The organism is Cupriavidus necator N-1 (assembly GCF_000219215.1).
Lineage (GTDB): Bacteria > Pseudomonadota > Gammaproteobacteria > Burkholderiales > Burkholderiaceae > Cupriavidus > Cupriavidus necator.
In genome coordinates, this window is the sequence record NC_015726.1 from 3,286,369 (window position 1) to 3,308,899 (window position 22,531).

The following is a 22,531-nucleotide window of genomic DNA, read 5'->3' on the forward strand; positions in this document are numbered from 1 at the left end:
CAGCAACTGCGGATTTCCCGCGCAACCCTCGCGAGGGTGTCCGGCGTGACTGGCAGACCAGACCACGCGTCGACGGTGGAACTGCGAGCTTTCGCTCAGGGAATATGGAGAACCTCCGCGATCTTGTCGACGAACTTTACCCCGAGCTTTCCGTAGCCGTCCGCAGTCGGGTGAATCTCGTTCTCCCAGTCTGCCGTGGCGCCATCGTCGTCGGTCCCGGCCGGGTCCAACGTGTCGCGCGTCTCGGCCACATGAAAATTCGGGATACCGGCCTGGCGAATGACTTCATCGGCAAGTCGGTCGGTGAATTCATTGGCCAGGTCAATCCAATTTCCCTCGGGAATGCCATAAACCTGCAGCGCCGGAAACAACCATGGCCCACGGCCCAGCCCCGCACCGCTGTTGCGCGGCGTGGCGTAGTCGTAGGTGTGCGTGATGATCGGCGTGTTCTGGTTCTGCGCGCTGATCCGGCGCAAGAAATCCAGGGCTCGGTACTGGTCCAGCATATACCGTGTGAATGCAATCCAGCCCGGTCGGGAGATAAATGTACTGATCGCGTCAGGGCCATCCCATTCATCTTCGGTCAACAGCAGTCTGTCGTTGGGCGGCCTGCGATGGCCGTTGGCATCGTTCGGCGTGGTCTGGATGGCGTCGATCAGGTCATTGCCGCCACCGGACAACAGGATGACGCTCCAGGCCTGGTCGTGCGGACCGACGAGGAAACTGTAGAACAGGGGATCCTGGCGGCTGTCGAGCATATGCGCCAGGGTATCGCCAGGATCCGCGCAATCCACGGCGATGGCGCTGCGCGACAGCCACATGTTCATCAGCAGATTTGAGCCGCTAAACGGCCTCAACGTATTAATGGAGAACCAGGAGTCCCCCTGGGCCAGGCATTGCAGGCTGAAGTCGCCGAGCATCGGCGCGCCTTCGCGCATCATCTCAAAGGACTGCACTGGCTTGAGTCGGTTGGGGCGTTCAGCTGATCCCGGCATCGCACATCTCGCTCTACTCTCGACAACTTTCCAAACCCGCCTGGTCGGTCATCAGCCGTCGTTGAAGGAAATCGTAGGCGCTGCCATGGCAATACCAAGTCATCGCGCTTGAAGTCTGGTCTGCACGGAATTAACAATGCTTCAGTCATGAAACATCTCGCACGTGCAGCGAGCATTATTTACACGGCGCATCGAGCGTCCCTGGTGGCAGCCGGGGCTCCACCTGTACACAGCGTTTAGCAGTCGTTGGGCAAACGCCTGCGGCTCGCAACGCCCTGGCTGCTGCCTGCTTCTATTCCACTTGCCTTTCCCGTGAAACCCAATAGCTTTGTACTAAACAGAGTTCGATTGCCCCGCTAGTGACAAGGCAACTGTCGAGGCTGCGGTTCCAGGCCTGGGAAGTCGAGCAAGCGCGCGTAAAGACTTTGCTGACTGACAGTAAAGGGGCGGTTTCTTTGTCTGTTACGTCATACAAGCGCGTTTCACTCCATTGGCGCCTTGATGGGCGCGAACGACTGGGGCACTTACCATTGGACGGTTCCCATGAAAGCACGCCATCAATCCCTTTTCGATCTCGTCCGCTCAGGGCTTCTATGTGTCACTGTGGCACTGTTCGCCGCCTGCGGCGGAGGTGACGACGGGAAACCAGCTGTCAATCCGCCTCTCCAATTCCAGGTGGTGTCGTTTGGCGACAGCATTTCTGATGTAGGAACCTATGCGCCAGTTGCGCAACTGGTCGGCGGCGGGCGTTTCACCACCAACCCTGGGCAGGTGTGGACCCAGGATGTTGCAAACTTCTTCGGCGGGACGCTGACCGCGGCGCAAACCGGTGGCTATGGTGCGCCAGTGCGGAATCACGCAGACGGATTGGGTTACGCCCAGGGAGGCGCCCGTGTAACGGATCCCAATGGCATCAACTTCAAGGCGAATGGACTCGGCGCGTTGACGGTGCCGATTGCAACGCAGCTGCAAAACCACCTTTCAGCGCACGGCAACTTCAATGACGGCCAGCTTGTTCTTGTCCAGGGAGGCGGCAGTGATATCCTGATCCACGCCGACGCGGTTGTAGGAGGAAGTGAGACACTTGGTGATGCGAATCAGGCCGTGACGCTTGCCGCGCAGCAATTGGCGGCAATCGTCGGAAAGATCCTCCAATCCGGTGCCAAGCATGTCGTTGTCTCAAACGTTGGCAATATCGGCGTGTCGCCGTTGGGAGTCAGCGACAACAGCCTCGGGTCCCTTCTCACCGGGATGACGCTCACCTTCAATTCTGCGTTGACGAACGCGCTCCAGACTGCAGGCATCCAGAACCAGGTCATCAACATTGATCAGTTCGGCTTCATCAACGATGTCCTTGCCCATTTCAAGGAGAAGGGATTCCAGGTCAGCAATACCGGGACCGGCTGCAACCTGCAGCTTCTGTCCAAGGAGATCGAAGTGAGTTCGCTGTTCTGCTCACCGAAGACCTACACGGTGCCGGACGCTGATCAGACCTATATGTTTGCTGATGAGGTCCATCCGACCACGCATCTTCATGCGCTGTTTGCGACGCTGGTGGAGCAGGCAGTGCAGGCGGCGAGCAAATAGGAGAGCGGATGGGGGCAAATCGATCGTTCCACATACTTTAGTTGCGCACCGACAACGGCACGCATCGCGGCCTCGACCCAGCCCCCCCACTTATCGCGGCACAAACAATTGCGGATTCGCCGCATAACCTCGCGAGCATGTCGGGCGCGACTGGAGAACCGGCCCGGCGGATCATCGGAGCGCTACAGATGAACGGCTATCGTATCGATGCCCCCCGCCATTCGCCTTACAGCCATGGCGGTCTTGCGGCACGATGGAAGCGGTGTGCGCATCAAAATATATGCCATCGTACCGGCCTCCGGAATAAAGAAACGTGTAGAGCAGCTTACGTTTGAATTGCCCCCTCAGGCGAAGCACGGGACTTGCGCAAGCCTCGGCAGACAAGGCGCTGACATTCCGATATTTGAGCAGCGGTTTGTCAGACCCCTTGTACAGCACGACAACATCCCATCCGATAAACCGCATCGGGGTATCGCTCTCGTTGCCGAACGTTCTGGCATGTGTCTGGCCGTTCGCGTCGCCAGCCTTTAGCACTCGATACTGTACGTGGCACTCTCCGCAGGCATACTGCATATGTATGACATCGACTGTTGTGTCTTTTTCCGACAGCTGAAAGGGGTATAGGAACGCAGCCAGGAGCTCACGCATGCCTCCGGTACTGGTCACCTCTCCATTTCGTAGCGCGCAGCGAACGTCAACCATAGTTCTCCTCGTTCGTCATTGAACTGAAGATCTATAAGCTACGTGCATAGTGCCGGCTGTAGGCCACGTCCTAAAATGAGGTCGAAATTTCCGCTGCTTGAGCGGAGTTACGCGGCTCTCGCGATGCGGGACGGTGATATCCACGCTTCATGCCCGTGAGTTGTTGGAATACCTCTGTTTTCCTGTGGAGAAAAGGTTGGATTTCCTGCATGCACCCGAGCGGTACCGCCTGGCTAGCTGAACCGGTGCGCATAGTGTATCTGCGGGCAACTTTCCCCCGCATCTGGTGCTGTGGTGCCTTTCATACGCGCAGCTCTCACCGAGACACGCCTCTGCCGAACTTCTGCCTTGAACATGGCAGGCATACGGCAGTGACCGTACGCCTACCTCTAGCCTGCGCAATTACAACGCATTCGCACGTACTGAATCCAACGCGTCACATGCAATTGCCAATTGCTCGGCGAGCGCGGTTGAAGCCGACGTCATTGGCAAACGCAGTTCATCAGACAGCCAGCCATGCCTGGCCAGTAATGTCTTGACCGGACCTGGGTTAGGTTCTGCAAACATGAGTCGAATCAGGGGAATTAAGGCATGGAAAAGGTGGCGCGCGACGCTCAGACGCTGCTCAGCCACAGCGCGCCACAACGCCGAGAAGAGATCAGGCCGAATGTGCGCTGACGCAACGATTGCGCCCTGACCGCCCATGCACAGCGTGGCAAGCAGTTGGTGGTCCTCTCCCGAAAGGACAGCTAGGCGGCCATCGGCGATCAACGCCTGTGTAGTTTCAGCGTTACCGCCGCAGTCCTTGATACCTCGAATATTGCCGTGGTTCGCCAACGAGAGCAGCGTTTCGGCGCTCAGCGTCACACCGGTTCGGTAGGGGATGTCATACAGCACCAGCGGTGCCGTAGATCTATCGGCCAGGTCGCGAAAGTATCCCTTCAATCCTTCCTGCGACGGTCTTATGTAGTACGGTGCAGGCGCTAAGACCCCCGCCAGCGGACGCTCGCCAATCCTGTCCAGACGGCTCAACACATCCCGAAGATTGTTGCCAGCCAAGCCCATCATGACCGGCAGTTCCCCGGCCTCGGCCAGCACGGTATCCAGGACGGCCAACTGTTCCGCCTCATCGAGCGCGGCGGCTTCGCCGGTGCTCCCGCACACCACCAACCCCGCCAAGCCGCTACCGCGGTAATGGGCCACTAGCCGCCGCAGCGCGACGTGATCCACCTCATGGTTGCGAAAAGGGGTGACCAGGGGTAGCCAGATACCACGATAGAGATAATCCACTTCTTGCATTGCATGCTCCGGATCGACCGATTCGGAAACCGCGCAGGCAAGCGACGGAGCAAGATGCGCTCAAGACGGCAAGGGAGGGATTGGCAGACCGTCTTCTACACTGATGCTGTTCCGTCGCTCAACTGACGGAACAGCACGCTCCGGTCAGATGAGCGACTGTTTTTTGGATTTGGCGCGCGCGCCCCACTGCGGCTGGTTCGCAGTGAGATCAAGAGAGAGGGAGGCGGGGCGGCGGCTCATGGTTGCGTCAATCTATCCGCTTCTCGGCAAGCTCGTCAAGCCTGGCCTGGGAGGGCTCTCTTCCAAGGGGCTATCGAATCAACGCCCCAACCTGGCTCTTCGCGGTACTCCATCCAGCGAAAGCAACTCCATTCGCGCGGTATCGAAGCGCGCACACTCTGCCTTGAGCCACGTCGAGAAAATGATCACGCGCCTATCCTCAGGATTACGAGAAAGCAGCATGTAGCGCGCCGGCGCGCGTACGTGCTTGCCGAAGACATTCACCAGCCGTCCGCTCCTGATCTCGTCATAGACCAGGGCCGTACGCCCCATCGCCACCCCCTGGTGGTTCAACGCCGCGCTGATGGCAAGGCTCGACAGATTGAACTGCGGCCCCTCCAGATGCCCAATCCATGTCGGGTGAAAGGCCTCAAGCCATGTCCGCCATTCCACAAACTCGGCTGCGCCGACCCATGGCGATGCGTCATGCAGCAACACGACGCCGTCGAGCGAAGCCCCGTCAGATAGCCCAGGATGCTGGGTGAGGTACTCGGGTGTGGCCACCGGAATCAGGTACTCGTCCAGCAAAACGTCAGCTTGCAACTGGCTGTAGCGGACGGGGTCGTAACGCACTGCCACGTCAATGTCTTCCGCCTCCATCGATTGCCTGTCCAGGGCCTGGAACTCGGCTTTCAGGCGCACGGATACGTCCGGCTGCTCGCGGTGGAACTCAGTCAGGCGCGGCATCAGCCATTGCAGCGCATACGACGGCAGGCAATTGACCTGCAAAGGCGCATTTGGCAGGCCGAGTCGCTGGATCGTCTGCTGAATCTCGTGCAGTGCGCGCGTGGTCGTCTCGAACATAGCCTCACCCTTTGGCGTCAGTTTCAAGTTGCGCGGCTGGCGCACGAAGAGCATGTAGCCGAGACGGTCTTCCAGATGGCGAATCTGCTGGCTCACCGCGCTTTGGGTGAGGCTCAGCGATTCGGCGGCCTTGGTAAAGCTCAGCAAGCGCCCCGCGGCTTCGAAACACCGCAACGCGCCGAGAACAGAGGAATCGAGCTGCATTCGTATTAGCCTTACTAATGCATGCGTTAGAAACGATCGCTATTTTTGCACGATTACAGCGCCTACGATCACGGTTCATAAGGAATTCCTTGGAGAAGGACGTGATGGCCACCCTGCCGCTCACTCGTGATCTATTAGCAATACTTCAATCGAGACAGCCGCTGCTTTGGCTGAATCCGAGGCTGGGGCAACCCCTGCCGGCTTCCGCCCCATCGACGGAACTGATCGCATCGGCCGAGGCGCGCCTTGCGCGCTGTGCACCGCTCATGGCGACGCTGTTTCCCGAACTGGGGTCAAGCCATAGGCAAGTGGAATCGCAATTGATGCCGGCCACCGCACTCCAACACGCGATCGTCGGCAACGATGGCGCCGAGGGGGCATGGTTCATCAAGCGGGACGACGAACTGCCGATTGCAGGTTCCATCAAGGCTCGCGGCGGCTTTCATGAAGTGCTGGCGATTGCCGAATCTATCGCGATCGAGCACGGTGTCCTGAAGCCTGCGGGTGATCGCCGCCTGCTGGCGACGGCGGCAGCGCGCGCGCTGTTCTCGCAATACTCGGTAACGGTCGGCAGCACGGGCAACCTCGGCTTGAGCATCGGCGTGATGGCGGCTGCTCTCGGGTTCGATGCGGTTGTACATATGTCCGCGGACGCCAAGGCGTGGAAGAAGGACCGCCTGCGCAAACGCGGCGTACGCGTCGTGGAACATGAAGGCGACTACGCTGAAGCAGTGGCAGCTGGCCGGGACCAGGCGCTGGCAGCGCCGCGCTGCCATTTTGTTGATGACGAGCGCTCCGCCCTGCTCTTCTTCGGATACGCTGCCGCGGCACGCCACCTGGCGCGCCAGCTGGCCGAAGCCGGCCGCGTCGTGGATGCCGCGCATCCGCTCTTCATCTATCTGCCCTGCGGTGTCGGCGGCGCACCCGGTGGTATCACTTACGGGCTCAAGGCACTGTTCGGCGAGCATGTGCACTGTTTCTTCGCCGAGCCCGTGGCCTCGCCATGCGTACTGGTGCAGTTGGCCTCAGGTGCGCAAGCTCCCGTATCCGTCTACGACATCGGCCTGGATAACCGGACCGACGCCGATGGCCTCGCCGTCGGCCAGGCATCCCATCTGGTCAGCCCGTTGATGGCTTCCCAACTCGCCGGCGTGTTCACCGTCCCCGACGATCAACTCTACGTTCAGTTGCTCGCGCTCAAGACGTCGATGGGCGTGGAAGTCGAGCCGTCAGCGGCCGCCGGCATCGGAGGCCCGGGCTGGCTGCGTCGCTCGCCCGAGGGCCAGGCGTATGTGCGCGATCACGGATTGCACATGCACGACGCCACGCATGTGATCTGGGCCACCGGCGGCTCGCTCGTCCCGCCCGAGGAGCTTCGCCGGTTCCAGGATTACGCCGCAACACTGGCCGGCCATGCTTCTGGCGCGATGCAACAGGCAGCCTGACCCTCTCGTCGTCGCGCCCCCCACAATACAAGGAGACACTTTCATGGAGCAGCATCGCCCGATGTTCAGGGGCGGCCTGATACTTACGCATTTGAAGACGCCACCTATCGCAAGGTCGCCCTGCGCTTCATCCCGTTCCTGATGCTGTGCTACGTCGTCGCGTATCTCGATCGCGTGAATATCGGCATCGCCAAGCTCAACATGCTGGCCGACCTACAATTCAGCGAGGCGGCCTATGGGCTCGGCGCAGGGCTGTTCTTTATCGGCTACATGCTGTTCGAGGTACCGAGCAACCTAATCATGCATCGTGTCGGCGCGCGACGCTGGATTGCCCGCATCATGATCTCCTGGGGCCTGCTCTCAGGAGTCATGGCATTTGTCACGACACCGTTGCAGTTCTACACGGTACGCTTCCTGCTCGGCGTCGCCGAAGCCGGCTTCTACCCCGGCGTCATTCTCTATCTGACGTACTGGTTTCCGAATCGCCGCCGCGCCAAGGTCACGGCCATATTTCAGGCGGGCATTCCAATCGCCGGCTTGCTCGGCAGCCCTTTGTCGGGCTGGATCCTGGAGCGCTTTCACCTGGTCGGCGGTCACGCCGGCTGGCAATGGGTGTTTGTGCTCGAAGCCCTGCCGACGCTCCCGCTGGCAATCGGCGTGCTGTGGATCCTGACGGATCGCGTCAAGGACGCCAAATGGCTGACACCGGCGCAACGCCAGTTGATCGAGAACGATATCGCACAGGATGATCATGGCCGGGAACACATACCGCTGACCGGCATTCTGCGGGACATGCGGATCTGCAAGATCATCCTGATGACGTTTCCCGCGATGATGGCGTTGTACACACTCGGCTTCTACCTCCCCACGCTGATCAAGGACGCTGGGGCGGTCAGTGGCGTACAGATCGGCCTGCTCAGCGCGATTCCGTATTGCGTGGCCGTGGTGGCCATGGTGCTGGTGGGACGAAGTTCGGATAGGCATGGAGAGCGTCGCTGGCACCTTGCCAGCATCATGCTGGTGGGCGCTTTCGGGCTCGTGGCGAGCGTTTTCGCGGGGCAGAATCTCGTACTCGCCGTGATCTCGCTGTCGATCGCGGCGGCGGGGATCATCAGCTTCTCGCCGATCATGTGGACGTTGCCGACGGCATTCCTTGGCGGGGCGACGGCTGCAGCGTGCATCGGCGCGATCAACAGCCTGGCAAACCTTGGCGGCTTCGTCAGCCCGTACCTGATCGGCTGGATCCGCGACACGTACCACAGCACCGCGCCGGCCATCTTTATCATCGCCGGCGCGCTTGTCGCCAGCGCCCTGATCGCCCTAAGCTTTGATCCAAAGAAGGTCAATCGCTGATCGCGCGCAGACCATACCTTCCGGAGGCATTCCCTTGACTTCAGACCAATTGCCCGTCCGCATCGCCGTTGCCGGACTCATCCACGAGACCAACACGTACGCCGCCGAATTCGCGGGCATGACGCCACTGCGCGCGTTCGAGCAGCATCGGGGCAACGAGATCCTGGCGGCGTTCGACAAATCGAATCATCAGGTCGGCGGCTTTATCGAGGGCGCGCGCAGGAGCGGCGCCACGCTCATTCCCACCTATGTCGGGCAGGCGACGCCGTCGGGCACGATCGAAGCCGGCGCGTATGCGGCCATGAAGCATGAGATCCTCGATGGCATTCGCGCTACGCTGCCGGTTGACGGCGTGCTACTGGCCCTGCATGGCGCCGGTGTCGCCGACGGCACTGAAGACGTCGAAGGCGATCTGGCGCTTGCCGTTCGTGCGCTGGTCGGGCCAGGTGTCCCGATCGCCGCGGTCTACGATTTGCACGGCAACATGACGGACGCGATGCGCGACGCTTGCGACCTGACGTTGCCGTGCAAGCTGTATCCGCATACCGACTTCCATGACCGGGGCGTCGAAGCCGTCGAACTGCTGCTTGAGATGATTCGGGGAGGACTCACACCGGTCACCGCAACGCGACGCCTGCCGATGCTGCCGTACATCGCGACGACACAGGAAGGGTTCATCCCGGCGGAAGTCAACGACGTTTGCCGGAAGCTGGCCGCACAGCCCGGCGTGATCGACTGCTCGTGGTTCCACGGTTTCCCCTACGCGGACATCGCGGCCCCCTGCCCGGCGGTCGTGTGCACCACAACCGGAGACGCCGCGCTCGCGCAGCGTTGCGCCGACGAAGTCGCGCAATGGATCTGGTCGCATCGCGAGGCGTTCCGTCCGACGTTTCCGCCCCCCGCACAGGGCGTCGCCCTTGCCCTGTCGGCAGCAGAGGGGCCTGTCGTTGTCAACGAGTACGCAGACAACCCGGGCGGCGGCACACCCGGAGACGGCACGCATCTGCTTCGCGCGTTACTGGACGCCAATCCGCCCGCCGGCACGTGCTGTTTCGCGTCGATCAACGACGCTGCTGTGGTTGCACAAGCACAGCGCGCGGGGGTCGGCGCCACGATCAGGGTCTCGCTGGGTGGCAAGCAAGGCCGCTTCCAGGGCACGCCGATCGAGGCCGATGCCTATGTGAAATGCATCACGGACGGTCGTTTTGTCAATCGCCCCGGCGCGATGTTCGAAGGCGTTCGCTTCGACCTGGGCGCGATGTGTCGCCTGATCATCCATGGTGTCGATGTCATCGTGGCTTCGCGCGCCGAGCAGATCTATGATGTCGAGCCGTTTGCGCTGCACGGGCTGGACGTTACGGGGTACAAGCTCATTGCGATCAAAGGAGCCAACCACTTCCGTGCGGGCTATCGGACGGTGGCTAAGCAAATCATTTCTGTCGACAGTGAAGGCTTGAGTACGGCGGCGATTGCGTCGTTTCCGCGTGAAAGGCTCGTCGGAGAGTTTTGGCCCTTGTGGGATGAGGTGCAGTTCGACGGCGGTGCCGATGTCGCATGACGGCGGGAGCCAACGGCTGGGGCGACGTGGGGCGCTAGGCTCCCGATCTCGGACAGTAGTGAGGATGCGTCGTCGATTGGGCACGGCGGCCATTGCCCAGTGTAGCGCCGAATATCTCCGGGCTGCGCTTATGAAAGGCGAAGATTGCGCGGTCCAATTCGCGGAGAGTCCACCTGTTCAGCTCCACTTGGGTCGAGATGAGGTACTCGCGAAATCGATAGTAGTTGTTCACACTGAAGGATTTCCCGAGGTCGGCGCCAAGATAGCGAAGCGCTTCCAGGGTTCGAATGTCGAAAATCGGGTAGGTGTCCGGATAGATGAAATGCAGTATTGTCGATCCAACGCGCTCTCGAACACCCGGCAATTTGCAGATGGCGTCCAGTCGATCATCCCCGTGCATTGAGAGACAGTCCCTCACAGTCTCGATGTAGAGACCGTAGTTCCACCAGTGCACATGGCCCTTGGTGCGGGCGGATTTCCATTCAAGTATCCGCCTGAGGGTCGCTTCCCTTATGGCATCAATGGAATCGACGTCCTTGCGTACTGCTTGGACGACGGACTGGTATTCCGCTTCATCGTGCGCGATCGCGTCATACTGAGGCTCCCACAACTGGACAAAAGCGTCATCGAAAAGCAGCGCATCAATCAGGTCGAACATGGGAGCTCGCAGGTGGTTCGGCTGCACAATCCTTTCCTGGGCTCATGCATATGTCTGTGCGTTGGCGAACGCCTGCTGAGCCTTGATGACCTTACGACCACGGCGTGGATTGAGCGGGTGTCAGCTAGGTCATCAGGCCTGGCTCAATCCCCGTTCCGCCATATGGCGGATTCCCTCCCCTGCCCCGGCTGACAAACAATCGTCACCGTAACCACGACCCCTCGCAAGACCACCGGTCGGGGGAACGCGCTCGACGGAGGCCATTCATGTCTGTAGCAGCCATTTACACGGAACAGCAGGAGTGGGCAGCGAACCGGGGCATCGCCTTTGACACACGCGGTTATGTCCCCAATCTGGACCTGAATCTGATGCGGCCACTCTCGCCAGCAACATTTGCGGCGTTTGCAAATGGCGACGGTGGCGAACTGGTGGAGCGTGGGGACAAGCCAGCAAAGATGCGAGCCCTGCATTCGTCCTCTGCGCTGGCCGCGAACATCTTCGATTTCTGGACCGATTGCGCCGATGCCACGCCATTGATGAATGCGCTGGCGCTGCCCTCCTGCCCCACCGCAGCGCTATTCGAATCCAAACTGTCCACGGGACTCGACAGTCACGCCAATCTGGATGTGTGCCTGCCACTTGCGAACGGCATCATGGCCGGCTTGGAGAGCAAGTTCACGGAGTGGCTGCGCGGCAAGGCAACGCAGGCGGGCAAGGCGTTCAGGCCGCCATACCTTGCGCAGGGGCGCAGCCGCTGGGAAGAGGTCGGGTTGCCGAGGGCACAGGCACTAGCGGAAGCCCTGCAAGCGGGCCGGGAGGCCTTCCGGCACATTGGCGCGCCGCAGCTACTCAAGCATGCCCTTGCGCTGGCCCGTCAGTACGAAAGCCGTTGGGTACTCCGGTATGTGTACTTCGATTGGCCAGGACCACACGGGGAACGTCATCGGGACGAGATCCGGAGGTTCCATGAACTGGTTGGCGATGAACTGAAGTTCAAAGCCATCAGTTACCAAGCGATCTTTGGAGAGCTTTGTTCGGCTAGTCGACCAGAGCATCAGCCCTATCTGGCCTATCTGGGGGGGAGATACTTTCGCCAGCCCATGGGCTAGGCGACAGGAAAGATTGGCGTCGCCCCTGGGTTCGGGCGCTCATCCCATGTAGATCGAAGGCCTTCTTTGCCGGTGCCTTGTCCGCACTCTTCTCGGAGAAATATCCTTGCGCAACGACAATCTTCTGGCCAGTTTTATCGATTTCGATAAAATCGAGGCACTTATCGTTACCACCATCGGTTAGTGAGCGAGCTGCCAAAGCATCCAAATCCGACTCGTCAAGATAAAGGCCAAGAACCCGCAACATGTATGCGTTTGAGCCATACTTTGATTGAAGCCCTGTATGCTTTTTGAACTCTTTCTGATGATGCATCGCCAAAAAGAGAGGTATTGTTTATAAAATTGGTAATTGCAAGGCGCTAAATAAAGCTCCCAGTCGACTAACTAATCGTCCGAACAGGGATACCTCAACGCGCCTAAGAGACAAATCGATTTGGATCAGTTTGGAAAAGGCGGAGTAATGCCCAGCTGATGTCGATCTTGATAGGTTTGTTCCAACCTAGAAAGTCAGATCAGTACTTCTGGCAAGGGATCAACCTGGCCTTTTACGACCATTCCTGACTTTTCGGCTACTGCAGTTTTACGAACAAGGTCAAAGATAGCAAGTACAGCTCGAAGCTCAGCACGAATTAACAATAGTTGCCGATAGCCCCAACTGCGGCCAACTGCGAATTCGACAAATCCGCCTTGATGTTCCCGGTCGTTACTCCTGAGCGAGCGGTCGGCGCAAGTCTAAGCATTCCGTTCCTTCCTTTTCCTGCAGTCCAGTCACAAGCAAAAAGCGCATGACGTCCGCCACCCCAACCTCGGTTTTTTCGCCCGCCCGAACAACCATCAATCCATCTACCGGCCCCTCCTTCGGAGCGCCCGTCATTGACCCAGCCGCCAGCACCATCTCCCGATGCTCCCGAAGCCATTCCAGCGCGCTTCAAAAAAGGCGGTTTTCGTATTTCTAGTTAACTAAGCTTGCCATCAAACCGCACAGTAAAACAGTATTCTTTCACTCCGTCCGTCCGCTTGTAATCCGCCGAAAGCGGCATTAAGTTTGGCGAAGGCAAAAAAAAAATTGGGAGCCAATTGACTCCCAATTCATATTAAAACTTAGAACAACAACATCTCAATCCCAAGACAACGCCCCACCCGTCTGATACTCAATAACCCGAGTCTCAAAGAAGTTCCTCTCCTTCTTCAGATCGATCATCTCCGACATCCACGGGAACGGATTCTCCTCATTCGCGAACAACTGATCCAACCCAATCTGCTGGCAACGACGATTGCAAATGAAGCGGAGGTAACCCTTAAACATCGGCGCATTCAACCCCAACACCCCACGCGGCATCGTGTCCTCAGCGTAGCGATACTCCAGGTCCACCGCCTTCTTGAACAGCTCAGTAATCTCAGCCTTGAACTCCGCCGTCCACAAATGCGGGTTCTCCAGCTTGATCTGGTTGATCAGGTCGATACCAAAATTGCAGTGCAGCGACTCATCGCGCAGGATGTACTGATACTGCTCGGCAGCACCAGTCATCTTGTTCTGCCGGCCCATCGCCAGGATCTGCGTAAAGCCCACATAGAAGAACAGCCCTTCCATGATGCAGGCGAACACGATCAGGCTCTTCAGCAGCTTCTGGTCGTTTTCCGGCGTGCCGGTCTTGAACGACGGGTCGGTCAGGGTGTCGATGAACGGGATCAGGAACTCGTCCTTGTCGCGGATCGACTGCACTTCGTGGTACGCGTTGAAGATCTCGGCTTCGTTCAGGCCGAGGGACTCCACGATGTACTGGTAGGCGTGGGTGTGGATGGCCTCTTCAAAGGCCTGGCGCAGCAGGTACTGGCGGCATTCCGGCGCGGTGATCTGGCGGTAGGTGCCCAGGACGATGTTGTTGGCGGCCAGCGAGTCGGCGGTGACGAAGAAGCCGAGGTTGCGCTTGATGATGCGGCGCTCGTCTTCGGTCAGGCCGTTGGGGTCTTTCCACAGGGCGATGTCGCGGGACATGTTGATTTCCTGCGGCATCCAGTGGTTGGCGCAGCCGGCCAGGTATTTTTCCCACGCCCACTTGTACTTGAACGGCACCAGCTGGTTGACGTCGGTCGAGCCGTTGATCACGCGCTTGTCGGCGGCATTGACGCGGCGGTTGCTTTGCGCGGCGGCGGCGTTGGGATTGTCGCCCAGGATACCGGGCTGCGTGGCGGCCGGCGGCAGTACGCCTTGCTGGTCGGCCGTGGCGGCAACAGCGGGTTGCAGGGCAGGCTGCGGTGCGGCCTGCGGGGTGGCTTGAACGTCGTCGTCCCAGCTCAGCATGATGTGGTTCTCCGTGATTCGATTTGGGGGCGGCGGTTTGGTCGGATTTGACGCTTCACTTCGTGGTGGCGCCGGCCCTCACCCCCGCCCCTCTCCCGCAAGCGGGAGAGGGGCGGGGGTGGCTTTTACTCTCTTACGTTATTGGCAGGCTTCGCACTCTTCAAAGCCAGGGTCACCCGGGCGCATCGTGCAGACCGCGCCTTCGGCTTCCGGCATGGCCGGGGCCGATGCTGCGGCTGCGTCCAGGGCGGAGCTGCTGTCGCTGCCCGACGACACTGCGTTCAGCGAGCCGCGCGACACGGTGGACTTCTCCACGTGCGTCGCAGCCATGGTGCGCAGGTAGTAGGTGGTCTTCAGGCCGCGCAGCCAGGCCAGCTTGTAGGTGTCGTCCAGCTTCTTGCCCGAGGCGCCGGCCATGTAGATGTTCAGGGACTGGGCCTGGTCGATCCACTTCTGGCGGCGGCTGGCGGCTTCCACCAGCCAGGTCGGCTCCACTTCGAACGCGGTGGCGTAGATGTCGCGCAGGTCTTGCGGGATGCGGTCGATGCGCGACAGCGAGCCGTCGAAGTACTTCAGGTCGGCAACCATCACCTCGTCCCACAGGCCGCGCTCCTTCAGGTCGCGCACCAGATAGTCGTTGACCACGGTGAACTCGCCCGACAGGTTGGACTTGACGTACAGGTTCTGGAAGGTCGGCTCGATGCAGGCCGACACGCCGATGATGTTCGAAATGGTCGCGGTCGGGGCGATCGCGATGCAGTTCGAGTTGCGCATGCCGTGCTGCTTGATGCGGGCGCGCAGCGCGTCCCAGTCCATCGTGCTGGACAGGTCCACGTCCAGGTAGCCGCCGCGCTCTTCGGCCAGCAGCTTGAGCGAGTCTTGCGGCAGGATGCCACGGTCCCACAGCGAGCCTTCATAGGTGCTGTAGCGGCCGCGCTCTTCGGCCAGCTCGGTCGAAGCCTTGTAGGCGTAGTAGCACACCGCTTCCATCGAGGTATCGGCAAACTTGACGGCGGCGTCGCTGGAGTACGGCGTGCGCAGCACGTGCAGGCAGTCCTGGAAGCCCATGATGCCCATGCCGACCGGACGGTGGCGCAGGTTCGAATTGCGCGCCTTGTCCACGGCGTAGTAGTTGATGTCGATCACGTTGTCGAGCATGCGCATGGCGGTGCGCACGGTCTTCTGCAGCTTGGCGTGATCCAGCGCGTAGGTGCCGTCGGCCTGCTTGGTCATGTGGGCGACCAGGTTGACCGAGCCCAGGTTGCACACGGCGATCTCGCTCTCATTGGTATTGAGCGTGATTTCCGTGCACAGGTTGGAGCTGTGCACCACGCCCACGTGCTGCTGCGGGCTGCGGATGTTGCACGGATCCTTGAAGGTGATCCACGGGTGGCCGGTCTCGAACAGCATACCCAGCATCTTGCGCCACAGTTGCAGCGCCGGCAGCTTCTTGAACAGCTTCAGTTCGCCGCTGGCGGCCTTGGCTTCATAGCCCAGGTAGGCCTTTTCGAATTCCTTGCCGACCTTGTCGTGCAGGTCCGGGCAGGTGGCGGGCGAGAAAAGGGTCCATTCGCCGGCTTCCATCACGCGCTTCATGAACAGGTCCGGAATCCAGTTGGCCGTGTTCATGTCGTGGGTGCGGCGGCGGTCGTCGCCGGTGTTCTTGCGCAGTTCCAGGAATTCTTCGATGTCCAGGTGCCACGTTTCCAGGTAGGCGCAGACGGCGCCCTTGCGCTTGCCGCCCTGGTTCACCGCCACGGCGGTGTCGTTGACCACCTTCAGGAACGGCACCACGCCTTGCGACTTGCCGTTGGTGCCCTTGATGTGCGAGCCCAGTGCGCGCACGTTGGTCCAGTCATTGCCCAGGCCGCCGGCGAACTTGGACAGCAGCGCGTTTTCCTTCAGCGCTTCATAGATGCCTTCCAGGTCGTCCGAGACGGTGGTCAGGTAGCACGACGACAGCTGCGAGCGGCGGGTGCCGGAGTTGAACAGGGTCGGCGTGGACGACATGAAGTCGAACGACGACAGCAGCTGGTAGAACTCGATGGCGCGCGCTTCACGGTCCTTCTCGTTCAGCGCCAGGCCCATGGCCACGCGCATGAAGAAGGCTTGCGGCATTTCGATGCGGGTTTCATCGATATGCAGGAAGTAGCGGTCGTACAGGGTCTGCAGGCCCAGGTAGTTGAACTGGAAGTCGCGGCCGGCGTCCAGCGCCGCGCCCAGGCGGGCCAGGTCGTAGGTGGCCAGTTGCTCGTCCAGCAGTTCGGCTTGAATGCCGCGGGCGATGAACTTGGGGAAGTACTCGGCGTAGCGGCTGGACATCTCGGCCTGGGTCACTTCGGTGCCCAGGATTTCCTTGCGGATGGTGTGCAGCAGGATACGGGCGGTGACCTGGCTGTAGTCCGGGTCCTTTTCGATCAGGGTACGCGCGGCCAGGATGGCGGAGTCGTACACCTGCGTCATCGGTACGCCGTCGTACAGGTTCTTCAGGGTTTCCTTCAGGATCGGCTCGGCGCTCACTGCATTGCCAAGGCCGCTGCAGGCATTGTCGATCAGGGCGTGCAGCGCGGCGATGTCCAGCACGTGCGTGACGCCGCCATCGGTCACGTTGACCGAGATGCCGCCTTCCTGCACGCGGGCCACGGCCTGGGCGTTGGCCTGGGCGCGCTCGTCCTTGCGCTTCTCGCGGTACAGCACATAGGCGCGGGCCACTTCATGCTCGCCCGAGCGCATCAGCGCCAGTTCCACGTGGTCCTGCACGTCTTCGATATGGATGGCGCCGCCGTTGGGGCGGCTGCGCACCAGTGCGCGCACGACGTTGTCAGTCAGTTGCTCGACGATCTCGCGCACACGCGCGGACGCAGCGCCCTGCCCGCCGTTCACGGCGAGGAAGGCCTTGGTCATGGCAACGGCGATCTTGGACGGCTCGAAAGCCACCACGGCGCCGTTGCGTCGAATGATCTTGTGATCCGGGTAGTTCGTATTGGCGGCGTTGGCGGGGGTCTGCTGCGCGGTCGGTGCAATACCGGCGGCGGCGCCACCCGTGGTGATTTCGTTCTGGGCCGTTTGCATGAGAACTCCTGTTTTTACCCTGGAAATAAGAGACAAAAGAGTCCCTGGCGAAATGCGGCGAAAAGAACGTCCCTCCCGGCGTGAAGTCAGGGCGGACAGACTGCCTTTACGTGAACATTTCGCCAGGGACTCTTGTGATTCGCTGGCCTTAGCGGGCGGTTTCGAGACGATGCACGAACTTCGTGATCCCTGACTCGCCCTTGGGCCGGCTCCCCGGTTTGACTACTAGATATAGTGTGTGACGCGTGAAACTGGGCTAAGTATAGTGAAACGAATCCGAATGACCAGTCTTGACAAGCGCTATTTCGGAGGCGGTTGCGCCGATGCGGCAGCGCCACATGCCCGCAAGCCTAATACTCGCAAGGGTTTTCGCCAGACCGTTCGCAACTGCACATTTCACAAAAATTTTTTTGATTGTTGCGAGGTTGCGATAGCCCCACCCCGAGGTAGGGCATGTGCGCCGGAACGGGGCGTACGGGGATGGGGAATGACGTTAAGAATTCGTCACCTGGCCAGCCGCGCCAGGGCACTGGTAGGGCAACATGCCCGGCGCCACGCCCGCCTGCCTGGCGAAGCGCGCCCAGTCGAAATGCGGGCCGGGATCGGTCTTGCGCCCCGGGGCGATGTCGCTGTGGCCGGCAATCGCGCGCACCGGGTAGGCGACCAGCAGCGCGGGCACCAGCGCGGCCACGGTGTCGTACTGGGCCAGGGTGAACGGCAGGTCGTCGCAGCCCTCGATCTCGATGCCGATGGAAAAATCGTTGCAGCGGGCGCGGCCGAAGAAGTCTGACTGCCCGGCGTGCCAGGCCCGCTGCGTGCACGGGACGAACTGCACCAGTTCACCCTCGCGGGTGACCAGGAAGTGCGCGGACACCTGCACCTGGTGGATGGTGGCAAAGAACGGGTGTTTATTGGGATCGAGCCGGTTCTGGAAGAAGGCCTCGATGTCGCCGCTGCCGAACTGGCCGGGCGGCAGGCTGATGTTGTGCAGCACCACCAGGTCCACCGGCATGCCGGCCGGGCGCTCATCGAAATTGGGCGACGGCACGCGGCGCGCGGCGGGGACCCAGCCGTCGGCATCGGGCAGGTAGCGGTGCTCAGGCTTGCTCATGGCGTGCCCTCGCCTTCCACGGCGCTGCGGTCGGCGGCGTCCATGGCTTCGCGGATGCCCAGTTGCTGGATGCGGTAGCGCAGCTGGCGCAGGTTCAGGCCCAGCAGCGGCGCGGCCGCGGTGCGATTGAAGTTGGTCTGCGCCAGCGCCTGCAGAATCAGCTCGCGCTCCACGGCTTCCAGCCTGGCCGGCAGGTCGATCGGGAAGACGATGCCGCGGCAGGCACGTTCGGCGGGGTCGCCGGCGGGCTCGGGTTCGGGCGCGCTGGCTGGGGTCGGTGCCACGGGCGGCGGTTCTGCCAGGGCCGGCGCGGGCGCGGCGGCCGGCGGCACCGGCGCCCACATGCCTGCGGCACCCCAGGGTGCATAATAGTTAGGCGCCATCGCCGGCGCGGGGGCATGCATCAGCCCGGCCCGTTCGGCACCGGCGTCCAGCGGGCCCAGATCGGCCAGCTCGATCTCTTCGCTCTCGGCAAAGGCGTAGGCGCGCTCCAGCAGGTTCTCCAGCTCGCGCACGTTGCCCGGGAAGGGATAGGCCACCAGCCGTTGCAGCGCCGCCGGCGACAGCCGCTTGGGGCGCGGGTCGCCGTAGCGCACCGCCAGGTGGTCCAGGATGGCGCGCGCCAGCACCGGGATGTCTTCACCGCGCTCGCGCAGCGTGGGCATGCGCAGCGCCAGCACGTTCAGGCGGTAGTACAAGTCCTGCCGGAACTGCCCGGCCGCCACCATCGCGGCCAGGTCCTTGTGGCTGGCGCACATCACGCGCACGTCGACGGCGTCTTCGCGGCTGGCGCCGATCTTGCGCACGCGGCGCTCCTGCAGCGCGCGCAGCAGCTTGACCTGCATCGGCAGCGGCAGGTCGGCCACCTCGTCCAGCAGCAGCGTGCCGCCGTTGGCGGCCTGGAAGAAGCCGCCGCGCTCCCCGTCGGCACCGGTGAAGGCGCCTTTGACATGGCCGAAGAACTCGGACTCCATCAGGTTCTCGGGGATGGCGCCGCAGTTGACGGCGATAAAGGGATGCGCGGCCCGCCCGCTGGTGGCGTGAATGGCGCGCGCGGCGCGCTCCTTGCCGCTGCCGGATTCGCCGCTGATCACCACCGGCGCCATGCTGCGCGCCAGCCGCGACAGCGAGCGGCGAACCTCCTGCATGGCGGCGGAATGGCCGGGCAGCAGGGCCGCGGCGCGGTCGGCGGCCTGCTCGGCCGCGGCGGCTTCGGCATCGGTGCTGTCGCGTTGCTGGCGGCCCAGCGCGTTCAGCACCAGGCTGCGCAGCTGCTCCAGCGAGACCGGCTTGGCGATGTAGTCGAAGGCGCCGGCCTTGAGTGCTTCCACGGCGTTGTCGGCGCTGCCGTAGGCGGTGATGACCGCCACCGGGATGCGCTCCGGCGCGGCCGACAGCTGGCGCACGATCTCTATACCCAGGCCGTCGCCCAACCGCATGTCGGTCAGCACCAGGCTGTAGCGGCCCTGTGCCAGCTTCTCGCGCGCCTCGGCCAGGGAGCCGGCCAGCACCACGTCATGGCCCATGCGGCGGATCGAGATGTCCAGCAGCTCGCGCAGGTCGGCCTCGTCGTCGATGACCAGGATGGGGTCGGGCGCTCGGGGCATTCGGGGTGGCATGGGGTGGTGGCTGGGTTGGGACAGGTCAGGCGGCGGCCGCATCGGCACTCTCGATGCGCAGCGTCAGCACGAAAGCCTTGGCCGGCAGTGTATCGCGCGCGGCGGGGGCCAGCATGCCGGTGCGCTCGAGCAGCGCCGGCAAGGCGATGGCGCCGTAGCGCACCTGGGCGTCATTGGCGCCGCACAGCTCGCGCGCCATGAACAGGCCCAGCCCGGTGCCCTGGGCGTTGCTGGTGAAGAACGGTTCGAACAGGCTGCGCTGGTGCTCGCGCGCGACTTCGGCGCCGTCGTTCCAGACGATCAGCTCGGCATGGTGCTGGTCCAGCGCATGCGCCAACAGCCGGATCGAGCCCGGCAGCCGGCTGCAGTAGCGCCAGGCGTTGTCCAGCAGGTTGCCCAGTACCTGTTGCAGCTGCGAGGCGTCGAACACCACCGGCTGGGCCACGTCCACGGTCAGCCGGATGGCATTGGCGTTGATGTCGGCCCGGCCCGCCGGGCGGGTCTCGCCGGCGCGCGGGCGGCGCGAGCGCATTTCGGCGCGCCAGCGCTCGACGATCTCGGGCAGCGCCTGCGCCAGGTGCACGGTGCTGCGGCCGGTGCGCGGGCGGCGCGACATCTGCAGCACGTCTGACACCACCTGGTCCAGCCGGCGCACGTTGTCGTTGATGATGCGCAGCAGGCGGGCGTCGATATCGACATCGGCGCCGCCATGGTCCTGGGCGGCGGGGTCGCGCCGGCCGGAATCGCCCAGCAGCTCGCTGGCCTGGCTGATCGCCGCCAGCGGGTTGCGGATTTGGTGCGCGATGCTGGCCACCAGCCGGCCCATGGCGGCCAGCTTTTCCTGCTGCACCTGCTCGGCGATGCGTTCCCAGCTTTCGATGTGGACCAGCACGGTGTCGCGCATCTCGTTGCGCAACAGGGCCTCATCCTCCTGCGACCATGCCATGGCCTCGTTCTGGGCGATGGCCAGGCGCAGGCGGCCGGCGGCTTCGGGCGACAGTTCGCTCCAGGCGGCCGTATCCAGCGTGGCCGGCACGGTGCGGCCATGCGCCATGGTCGAACGCAAACCTGCCAGCCCCGGCAGCACAAAGCGCAGCCGCAGCCGGGTGTGCTGCATGGTGCCGTCTGCCAGCGCGGTGCCGGACGCCATCGGCAGCAGCTGCAGGATGCGCGGCACGTCGTCCTTGCTGTGCAGCCAGTCGCGCAGCATCTCCATCAGCGGCTGCAGGCGCGGGATGCGGCGCAGGTCGAACAGCACGGCTTCGCCGCCCTGCCCTGCCGCACCACCCAGCCGGCGTGAGTAGATACGCTCATGCGGCTGCACGCCCAGCAGCACCACCGCCGCGGGGTTGGCCGCCACCACCGCGCCGTTGGCGCGCACCAGCATCACGCCGTCCTGCATATCGTTGACCATCAGCCGGTTGACCAGCTGCTGCAGGCGCAGCTCCTGCTCGCGCGCCAGCGCCAGCCGCTCCTGCGCGATCTGGCGGTTGGCCAGCATATACATCAGCAGCGCCGCGATCATGAACACCAGCCCGAACAGGCCCGAGCCCAGCAGCCCGGCATCGGCCTGGCGCAGCAGGATGGTGTGCATGAAGGGCCCGCTCATCACCACCAGCGCGGAGATCGAAGCGGCAAACAGCGCGAACAGCAGGCTGGTCAGCGCGCCGGCTTCCAGCGCCGGCAGCAGGAAGATCATGGCCAGGCCCTCGGCCTGCCCGCCCCGCCCCAGCACGCTGAAGACCAGCGCCAGCAGGGCCAGGTCGGCCAGCACCTGTACCCGCACGCGCAGATGGAAGTGCCGGCGCCACAGCGTGCCGGCCAGCATCGCCAAGGCAATGCCAAGATAGGGCACGGCGATGGTCATGGCCGCCGCGTGCTCGATGCCGCCCAGGGCCCCAAGGTCGAACGGCACGGGCGGGATCGCATTCGTGACGGCGGTGACGGATGCCGGCTCGCCGCGCCGCATCAGCGCAAAGCCGACCAGCAGCAGGCCCACGGCCACGCGGGTCCAGCAGAAATAGCGCAGCAGGCGCCAGTGGAAGTCAGGCGGTTCGGGCTGGCGCCACAGCTGGGCCAGGCCGCGCCAGGCGTTCAGCCGCTGCCAGCCCGACGACGCCGGCTCTGTCATGGGCGGGGGCCGCTGCTGCCGTCACCGCCTTCAGCCCGACTCTCGTCAGGCAGATGGCTGCGGCGGCAGTAGTGCAGGCCGCGCCAGGCAATGGCCTCGCCCTGCGGCAGGTGCACGCCGCACTGGGCGCACTGGACCATGGGTTCGGCGGTGGCGTCGTCGGCCGGGCCGGCTGCGCCAGTGCGCTCGCCGGCCTGGCGGGCCTGGCGTGCGCGGTGTTCAGCCAGCCGGGCCTCGGCGCGGGCGCGCAGCCACCAGATGACGCCCAGCACCACGGCCAGCAGGATCAGGATACGTGCCATG

The 22,531-nt window shown here is 62.6% G+C and carries 15 protein-coding genes; 5 read left to right on the forward strand and 10 right to left on the reverse strand.

What is annotated here, in order from left to right; all coding sequences use genetic code 11:
* Positions 1 to 95: 95 nt before the first annotated feature.
* Positions 96 to 941: a GDSL-type esterase/lipase family protein gene (locus CNE_RS15410; RefSeq protein ID WP_063712334.1), complete on the reverse strand. Its 846-nt coding sequence runs from the start codon at positions 939 to 941 to the stop codon at positions 96 to 98.
* A 597-nt stretch (positions 942 to 1,538) separates the two neighbouring features.
* Here CNE_RS15410 and CNE_RS15415 point away from each other — a divergent pair.
* The gene (locus tag CNE_RS15415) at positions 1,539 to 2,582 is read left to right on the forward strand and encodes an SGNH/GDSL hydrolase family protein (RefSeq protein WP_041228469.1); all 1,044 of its coding nucleotides are present in this window, start codon (positions 1,539 to 1,541) and stop codon (positions 2,580 to 2,582) included.
* 1,104 nt (positions 2,583 to 3,686) lie between these two features.
* Here CNE_RS15415 and dapA read toward each other — a convergent pair.
* Both dapA and CNE_RS15430 read right to left on the reverse strand, forming a co-directional pair.
* Entirely contained in the window at positions 3,687 to 4,583 is an 897-nt protein-coding gene (gene dapA, locus CNE_RS15425; protein ID WP_013958029.1) for a 4-hydroxy-tetrahydrodipicolinate synthase, read from the reverse strand.
* Positions 4,584 to 4,901: 318 nt separating this feature from the next.
* Complete coding sequence (locus CNE_RS15430; RefSeq protein WP_049800577.1) at positions 4,902 to 5,876, reverse strand: LysR family transcriptional regulator; 975 nt, start codon at positions 5,874 to 5,876, stop codon at positions 4,902 to 4,904.
* A 98-nt stretch (positions 5,877 to 5,974) separates the two neighbouring features.
* Here CNE_RS15430 and CNE_RS15435 point away from each other — a divergent pair, with 98 nt between their 5' ends.
* The 3 genes from CNE_RS15435 (at position 5,975) to CNE_RS15445 (ending at position 10,226) form a co-directional block, all read left to right on the forward strand.
* Entirely contained in the window at positions 5,975 to 7,315 is a 1,341-nt protein-coding gene (locus CNE_RS15435; protein WP_013958031.1) for a D-serine ammonia-lyase, read from the forward strand.
* A 141-nt stretch (positions 7,316 to 7,456) separates the two neighbouring features.
* Positions 7,457 to 8,668, forward strand: coding sequence for an MFS transporter (locus CNE_RS15440; RefSeq protein WP_013958032.1), 1,212 nt, complete (start codon positions 7,457 to 7,459; stop codon positions 8,666 to 8,668).
* 34 nt (positions 8,669 to 8,702) lie between these two features.
* A complete protein-coding gene (locus tag CNE_RS15445) occupies positions 8,703 to 10,226 on the forward strand; it encodes a M81 family metallopeptidase (protein ID WP_013958033.1) in 1,524 nt (507 codons plus the stop codon).
* Positions 10,227 to 10,260: 34 nt separating this feature from the next.
* Here the strand turns inward: CNE_RS15445 and CNE_RS15450 are convergent, their stop codons facing one another.
* Positions 10,261 to 10,884 (reverse strand): hypothetical protein, encoded by a 624-nt coding sequence (locus tag CNE_RS15450; protein WP_041228145.1) that lies wholly within the window; start codon positions 10,882 to 10,884, stop codon positions 10,261 to 10,263.
* Between the two features lie 266 nt (positions 10,885 to 11,150).
* On the opposite strand from CNE_RS15450, the gene CNE_RS15455 reads away from it, so the two are divergent.
* A complete protein-coding gene (locus CNE_RS15455) occupies positions 11,151 to 11,993 on the forward strand; it encodes a PGN_0703 family putative restriction endonuclease (RefSeq protein WP_013958035.1) in 843 nt (280 codons plus the stop codon).
* A gap of 1,117 nt (positions 11,994 to 13,110) precedes the next feature.
* Here CNE_RS15455 and CNE_RS15465 read toward each other — a convergent pair.
* The 6 genes from CNE_RS15465 to CNE_RS15490 form a co-directional block, all read right to left on the reverse strand.
* Positions 13,111 to 14,295, reverse strand: coding sequence for a ribonucleotide-diphosphate reductase subunit beta (locus tag CNE_RS15465; protein WP_013958036.1), 1,185 nt, complete (start codon positions 14,293 to 14,295; stop codon positions 13,111 to 13,113).
* Between the two features lie 138 nt (positions 14,296 to 14,433).
* Positions 14,434 to 17,367 carry a ribonucleoside-diphosphate reductase subunit alpha gene (locus CNE_RS15470; protein ID WP_013958037.1) on the reverse strand — a complete coding sequence of 978 codons (2,934 nt, stop codon included), beginning with the start codon at positions 17,365 to 17,367 and terminating at the stop codon, positions 14,434 to 14,436.
* A gap of 493 nt (positions 17,368 to 17,860) precedes the next feature.
* Positions 17,861 to 18,478 (reverse strand): 1,6-anhydro-N-acetylmuramyl-L-alanine amidase AmpD, encoded by a 618-nt coding sequence (gene ampD / locus CNE_RS15475; protein WP_013958038.1) that lies wholly within the window; start codon positions 18,476 to 18,478, stop codon positions 17,861 to 17,863.
* Positions 18,475 to 20,097 carry a sigma-54-dependent transcriptional regulator gene (locus CNE_RS15480; protein ID WP_013958039.1) on the reverse strand — a complete coding sequence of 541 codons (1,623 nt, stop codon included), beginning with the start codon at positions 20,095 to 20,097 and terminating at the stop codon, positions 18,475 to 18,477. Before CNE_RS15480 ends, ampD begins: the two co-directional genes overlap by 4 nt.
* 25 nt (positions 20,098 to 20,122) lie before the next feature.
* Positions 20,123 to 22,228 (reverse strand): sensor histidine kinase, encoded by a 2,106-nt coding sequence (locus CNE_RS15485; protein WP_013958040.1) that lies wholly within the window; start codon positions 22,226 to 22,228, stop codon positions 20,123 to 20,125.
* Positions 22,225 to 22,530: a PP0621 family protein gene (locus CNE_RS15490; protein WP_013958041.1), complete on the reverse strand. Its 306-nt coding sequence runs from the start codon at positions 22,528 to 22,530 to the stop codon at positions 22,225 to 22,227. Before CNE_RS15490 ends, CNE_RS15485 begins: the two co-directional genes overlap by 4 nt.
* Between the last annotated feature and the right edge of the window lies 1 nt (position 22,531).